The 6,493-nt window shown below is 72.0% G+C and carries 7 protein-coding genes; 2 read left to right on the top strand and 5 right to left on the bottom strand.

Annotated elements, in window-relative coordinates:
• A partial coding sequence (locus tag GKQ77_RS24845; protein ID WP_308117776.1) for a uridine kinase family protein occupies window positions 1-624 on the bottom strand: 624 nt, incomplete at its 3' end.
• Window positions 625-817: 193 nt separating this feature from the next.
• Here GKQ77_RS24845 and GKQ77_RS24850 point away from each other — a divergent pair.
• Window positions 818-1,204, top strand: coding sequence for a hypothetical protein (locus GKQ77_RS24850; RefSeq protein WP_219691163.1), 387 nt, complete (start codon window positions 818-820; stop codon window positions 1,202-1,204).
• A gap of 97 nt (window positions 1,205-1,301) precedes the next feature.
• Here the strand turns inward: GKQ77_RS24850 and GKQ77_RS24855 are convergent, their stop codons facing one another.
• The 3 genes from GKQ77_RS24855 to deoC are packed head-to-tail and all read right to left on the bottom strand — an operon-like array spanning window position 1,302 to window position 4,558.
• Window positions 1,302-2,186: an aldehyde dehydrogenase family protein gene (locus GKQ77_RS24855; protein WP_219691164.1), complete on the bottom strand. Its 885-nt coding sequence runs from the start codon at window positions 2,184-2,186 to the stop codon at window positions 1,302-1,304.
• Window positions 2,179-3,615, bottom strand: a complete 1,437-nt coding sequence (locus GKQ77_RS24860; RefSeq protein WP_219691165.1) for an aldehyde dehydrogenase family protein — start codon at window positions 3,613-3,615, stop codon at window positions 2,179-2,181. Before GKQ77_RS24860 ends, GKQ77_RS24855 begins: the two co-directional genes overlap by 8 nt.
• A 4-nt stretch (window positions 3,616-3,619) precedes the next feature.
• Entirely contained in the window at window positions 3,620-4,558 is a 939-nt protein-coding gene (gene deoC, locus GKQ77_RS24865; RefSeq protein ID WP_219691166.1) for a deoxyribose-phosphate aldolase, read from the bottom strand.
• A gap of 123 nt (window positions 4,559-4,681) precedes the next feature.
• Between deoC and GKQ77_RS24870 the strand changes: the two genes are divergently transcribed.
• Window positions 4,682-5,326, top strand: a complete 645-nt coding sequence (locus GKQ77_RS24870; protein WP_219691167.1) for a PH domain-containing protein — start codon at window positions 4,682-4,684, stop codon at window positions 5,324-5,326.
• 43 nt (window positions 5,327-5,369) lie between these two features.
• Here the strand turns inward: GKQ77_RS24870 and GKQ77_RS24875 are convergent, their stop codons facing one another.
• Entirely contained in the window at window positions 5,370-6,485 is a 1,116-nt protein-coding gene (locus tag GKQ77_RS24875) for a putative hexosyltransferase (RefSeq protein ID WP_219691168.1), read from the bottom strand.
• Window positions 6,486-6,493: the final 8 nt, after the last annotated feature.

Genomic DNA, 6,493 nt, shown 5'->3' on the forward strand with positions numbered 1-6,493 from the left:
GTCCAGAACACCCGCCCCAGCGGCGGCGACGGCGGCAACCCGCCCCAACGCCTCCTCGCCCCCGCAGGGATACGCCCCGAGCGCGGCCTGCCGCTCCACAATCGCCCGCTCCAAGCGCATAAGCCGCCACCCCCTCCGAAGGAGAAACGGCACGGACTTGCGCCCCTCCCGAAGATCCCGGACGAGCCGCCGCCGGAACGTGGTGAGGGGCCGCCCCCGAAGACAGATCGCGTCGGCGAGCACGCCGATCTCCCGGCACCGCTCCACGATGTCCGCCGCGAAGATCCCCTCCGCGATGAACACGGGCGTCCGCTCGATGTCGAGGGCCTCCTGCCCGACACGCGCGCTGAGCGCGATGTCGTACACAGGGACGCTCGTACGCCCCGTGCGGCACAGCTCCTCGATCGCGGCGAGCGCCACGTCCGCGTCCCAGGACGCCGGGGAGTCCCAGTCGATGTCCGAACTGCCGGGCACCTGCGGCAACGTGGGGTCGCCGACTTCCTTGTAGAAGTCGTCGAGACACAGCACGGGCAGCCCTGAGCGGGCGGCGAAGGACGACTTGCCCGAGCCTGAGGGGCCGCAGAGCAGCACGACGCGGGTGGGTATCGGGGGATGCGAGCTCACGAGAGAACAGTGTGCGGCATCGCGGCGCGGGGCGGCCCCTCGCGGGTCGGCTTTGGCGACCACGTCACACGTCAACTACGCTACGTGCTCGCTCGATCACACAGAGCGCACCACGGCGTCACGCCACCACGCCACCACGCCACCAGGCACACCGACATCACCCATCACTTATCACTGATATGGGGCGGTACTCATGACAGGACACACGGCACCCAGGTCACCCCGTCCGGGCTCCCGCGCGCTGCTGCGCGCCGGTCTCGTGCTCACCGCGGCGGGCGCGGCGCTCGGAGCGGGGAGCGCGAGCGCGGCGGGGGTCGCCACGCCGATCGGCGATGTCGACGGCGCCTCGGCGCTCAGCGCGCTCACGGCCGCGGCGCACAGCACGCTCGCCCCGGCCAAGAACCTCCAGCTCGACCCCCTGGCGAACACCAGCGTGGACCCGCTCAACAACGCGCTCGGCACCCAGGTGGCGGACTTCAAGCCGGTCACCACGGCCGTGGCGACCGGCCCGCTCGCCCGGGGCGGCTCCCTGGACGACCTGCCGCTCGTGGGCCCCGTGACGAAACTGCTGCCGGGCTAGGGCTGGGGCAAGGGCGGCGAAGGACAGGGCGAAGCCCCGGTCTCCTGGACGGAGGAGGCCGGGGCTTCGGTGTGGAGACGGGCGGTGGGGCCGTCGGCTAGTAGGCCGAGCCGGAGGCGCCGAGGGAGCCCGTGGGGTGCCAGACCGTCTTGGTCTCCAGGAAGGCCGTCAGGCGGTGCGTGCCGGGGTCGGCGCTCCAGTCCACAGGCTGTGGACGCAGGACGCGCTTGAGGTTGTCGGCGGCCGCGATCTCCAGGTCGCGGGCGAGCTCCGCGCCGGCGCCCGTGAGGTCGATCGCGTTGACGTCCTGGTGCGCGGCGAGCGGCGCCGCGATCTCGGCGGCCTTGCCGGTGAGGATGTTGACCACACCGCCGGGCACGTCCGAGGTCGCCAGGACCTCGCCCAGCGAGAGCGCCGGGAGCGGCGCCTTCTCGGAGGCGATCACGACGGCCGTGTTGCCCGTCGCGATCACGGGGGCGAGCACGGAGACCAGACCGAGGAGCGACGACTCCTGGGGCGCGACGACGGCGACCACGCCCGTCGGCTCCGGCGTCGAGAGGTTGAGGTAGGGGCCCGCGACGGGGTTCGCGCCGCCCACGAGCTGGGCGATCTTGTCGGTCCAGCCCGCGTACCAGACCCAGCGGTCGATCGCCGCGTCCACCACGGCGGCGGCCTTGGACTTCGAAAGGCCCTCCGCGTCCGCGACCTCGCGCACGAACTGCTCGCGGCGGCCCTCCAGCATCTCGGCGACGCGGTAGAGGACCTGGCCGCGGTTGTACGCGGTCGCGCCCGACCAGCCGCCGAACGCCTTGCGCGCCGCCACGACCGCGTCACGCGCGTCCTTGCGGGACGAGAGGGGGGCGTTCGCCAGCCACCTGCCCTTTGCGTCGGTCACTTCGAACACCCGGCCGCTCTCGGAACGCGGGAACTTCCCGCCGACGTACAGCTTGTAGGTCTTGAAGACAGTGAGTCGCTCAGACATCGAGGTACGCCTCCAGGCCGTGGCGGCCGCCCTCGCGGCCGAAGCCCGACTCCTTGTAACCGCCGAACGGCGAGGTCGGATCGAACTTGTTGAATGTGTTGGCCCAGACGACGCCCGCCCGGAGCCTGTTCGCTACCGCGAGGATGCGCGAGCCCTTCTCCGTCCAGATGCCGGCGGAGAGGCCGTACTGGGTGTTGTTGGCCTTGGCGACGGCCTCGTCCGGCGTACGGAAGCTCAGCACGGAAAGGACCGGGCCGAAGATCTCGTCGCGGGCGATGGTGTGCGCCTGTGTGACGTTCGTGAAGAGGGTCGGCGCGAACCAGTACCCGGACGTGGGCAGTTCGCACGCGGGCGACCAGCGCTCGGCACCCTCGGCCTCGCCGGTCTCGGCGAGCGCGCTGATGCGGGCCAGCTGCTCGGCGGAGTTGATGGCGCCGATGTCGGTGTTCTTGTCGAGCGGGTCGCCCAGGCGCAGGGTGGACAGCCGCCGCTTGAGCGAGTCGAGCAGTTCCTCCTGGATCGACTCCTGTACGAGGAGGCGCGACCCGGCGCAGCAGACCTGGCCCTGGTTGAAGAAGATGCCCGTGACGATGCCCTCGACGGCCTGGTCGATGGGGGCGTCGTCGAAGACGATGTTGGCGCCCTTGCCGCCCAGTTCGAGCGTGACCTTCTTGTCCGTGCCCGCGACCTGCCGTGCGATGGCCTTGCCGACGGCCGTGGAGCCGGTGAAGGCGACCTTGTTCACGTCCGGGTGGGCGGTGAGGGCCGCGCCCGCGTCGCCGTATCCGGGGAGGATGTTGACGACGCCCCTGGGCAGGCCCGCCTGGCGGCAGATGTCCGCGAAGAAGAGGGCGGACAGCGGGGTGGTCTCGGCGGGCTTCAGGACGACCGTGTTGCCGGTCGCGAGGGCCGGGGCGATCTTCCACGCCAGCATCAGGAGCGGGAAGTTCCAGGGGATGACCTGGCCCGCGACACCGAGCGGCGCCGGGTTCGGGCCGTAACCCGCGTGGTCGAGCTTGTCGGCCCAGCCCGCGTAGTAGAAGAAGTGCGCGGCGACCAGCGGGAGGTCCGCGTCGCGGGTCTCCTTGATCGGCTTGCCGTTGTCCAGCGTCTCCAGGACGGCCAGCTCGCGGCTGCGCTCCTGGATGATGCGGGCGATGCGGAAGAGGTACTTGGCGCGCTCGGCGCCCGGCAGCGCCGACCACTTCTCGAAGGCCTTGCGGGCGGCCTTCACCGCGCGGTCGACGTCCTCGGACGAGGCCTGTGCGACCTCGGACAGGACCTCTTCGGTGGACGGGGAGACCGTCTTGAAGACCTTGCCGTCGGCGGCCTCGGTGAACTCGCCGTCGATGAACAGGCCGTAGCTCGGCGCGATGTCGACGACGGAGCGGGACTCGGGCGCCGGTGCGTACTCGAAGGGGGAAGTCATCGGATCAGTCCACCGTCACGTAGTCGGGGCCGGAGTAGCGGCCGGTGGCCAGCTTCTGGCGCTGCATCAGCAGGTCGTTGAGGAGCGACGAGGCACCGAAGCGGAACCAGTGGTTGTCCAGCCAGTCGGGGCCCGCGGTCTCGTTCACCAGGACGAGGAACTTCACCGCGTCCTTGGTCGTGCGGATGCCGCCCGCGGGCTTCACGCCGATCTGCACCCCGGTCTGCGCGCGGAAGTCGCGGACGGCCTCCAGCATCAGGAGGGTGTTGGGCGGGGTGGCGTTGACGCCGACCTTGCCGGTCGAGGTCTTGATGAAGTCGGCGCCCGCGATCATGCCGATCCAGCTGGCGCGCTTGATGTTGTCGTACGTGGACAGCTCGCCCGTCTCGAAGATGACCTTCAGGCGGGTGGTGCCGCAGGCCTCCTTCACGGCGCGGATCTGCTCGTACACCGTCATGTAGTCACCGGAGAGGAAGGCGCCACGGTCGATGACCATGTCGATCTCGTCGGCCCCGGCGGCCACGGCCTCGCGCACGTCGCCGAGCTTCACCTCGATCGCGGCGCGGCCCGCCGGGAAGGCGGTCGCGACGGAGGCGACCTTGACGCCGCTGCCCGCGACGGCCTCCTTGGCGGTGGCGACCATGTCCGGATAGACGCAGACGGCGGCCGTGCGCGGCGTCTCGCGGTCCGTCGGGTCGGGGTTGACGGCCTTCGCGCCGAGCGCCCGGACCTTGCCCGGGGTGTCGGCGCCCTCCAGCGTCGTCAGGTCGATCATCGAGATGGCCAGGTCGATGGCGTACGCCTTCGCCGTGGTCTTGATCGAGCGGGTACCGAGCGAGGCGGCACGCGCCTCCAGGCCGACCGCGTCGACGCCGGGCAGTCCGTGGAGGAAGCGGCGGAGCGTGCTGTCGGACGCGGTCACGTCAGCGAATGCAGTGGACATGGTCACGAGGGGAGCATATCTACGCGCGTAGCTGCTGTACAGGGGTGGGGTTGCCCCCGGCTTGCCCCGGGCTTCGCCCCGGGGGCCAGGGGCCCCGGGAGAGGCGTCAGGCAGAATCACGGTATGAGCGACCCCCAGAACCCCGTGGCGGAGCCGGCGGAACCCGCGTACAAGGACCGCTGCTTCCGGTCCCCCGCCGGTATCGCCGGTGGCGTCCTGCTGCTCGCCCTGGGCGCCTGGCTCGGCATCGACGCCGTCATCCGCGGCGAGGGCCGCACTCCGTGGCTTGCGCTCGCCGGGCTGCTCCTCGCGGTGCCGCTTGTCGTCGCCTTCACCGTGCGGCCCGCCGTCTACGCCAACGACGAACGGCTGCGCGTACGCAACCCCTTCCGGACCGTCACCCTGCCGTGGGCGTCCATCGCGACCCTCCGCTCCGGCTACTCGAACGAGGTCCTCACCACCACCGGCGCCAAGTTCCAGCTCTGGGCCATCCCGGTCTCCCTGCGCGGCCGCAAGAAGGCGGCGCGCAGGCAGTCGCAGGCCGCCGCCTCCGGGGACCCGACCGGCGGCCGCCCCTTCCTCGACCCCCACGCCCCGCCGCCGCGCTCCACCGGCGACCAGTCCATGGACGAACTCCGCGGACTCGCCGAGCAGCACGCCGCCGACGAGTCCGCCAAGGGCGAGCCCGCGGTGCGCTGGGCCTACGAGATCATCGCGCCCAGCGCCGCGGGGGCCGTGCTGCTCGCCGTTCTGCTCGCGGTGACCTGACCTGACCTGATGTGAGCTGATGTGACCTGCTGACGGCACCGGCTCACGGCGGGCCGTGCCACCCGAGCAGCATGTGGCCGCCGAACGCGGCCGAGCCGAGCGCCGCCGCCGTCAGCAGGGTCACCCTCACCGGCGTCCTCGCGCGTGCCAGGGCCACGGCGAGCGGCAGCAGCAGCGGGAAGCCGGGCAGCAGGAAGCGGGCCCGGGGGAAGTAGACCCCGCTGCTGCCGAACACGATCAGCAGGAGCAGGCCGGTGAAGACCAGCAGGGGGAGCGGCTGGCGGTCGGCCACCGAAAGCACGTAGAGGACCACCGAGCCCAGCAGGACAGCCGTCACCATCGCGTAGAACAGCGCGGGCCGCTCGGTCATGAGCAGCGCCTGCATGCGGCGGACCGTCTCGACACCGCCGTCCCACTTGTTGCGCCAGAGCTTCTGTACGGCGAAATAGCCGTCCCAGCGGCCCAGGCGCAGGCCCACCCAGGCGACGTACGCAAGCCAGCCCGCGGGGGCCAGGAGTGCGCCCAGGAGCGGGCGGGGCGAGAAGCCGCGCCGCAGCGCGAGGAGCGCGGTCAGGGAGACCGCCGCCGCCAGCGCCACCCCCGTGGGCCGGGTGAGTCCCGCCAGCGCGGCGAGCGAGCCCGCCCACAGCCAGCGGCCGCTCAGCACGGCGTAGAGCGACCACGCGGTGAGCGCCGTGAACAGGGACTCGGTGTAACCCATCCACTGCACGAGCGCCACCGGCAGGCTGCCCCACAGGACCGCGAGGACGACCCCGGTCCGGCGCCCGTACAGCCGGTCGCCCACCGTGAAGATCCCCCACGCGGCGAGGAACGAGCAGAGCAGCGAGACGCCGAGGCCCACCGCGCCGCGCGGCAGGGCGGGGACAAGGGCGTCGCCCGCCCGCACGAGCAGCGGGTACAGCGGGAAGAACGCCAGGTTGTTCGCGTCGTACGCGGTGCCGAGCGACCGCGCGTACCCCTCCGAGGCGATCCGCAGGTACCAGTCGCAGTCCCAGGACGCCATCAGCAGGTGCCGCACGCCGCGCCGCTCGCTGTGCGCCCAGGGGACGAAGACCAGCAGCCCGAGCGTGCGCACGGCCGCGTACGCGAGGAGGGCGGGGGAGGCGTGGCGCAGGGCGCGGGCCGCACGGTGGCGCAGGCCGGGGG

Source organism: Streptomyces anatolicus, assembly GCF_019400875.1.
GTDB classification, from domain to species: Bacteria; Actinomycetota; Actinomycetes; order Streptomycetales; family Streptomycetaceae; genus Streptomyces; species Streptomyces anatolicus.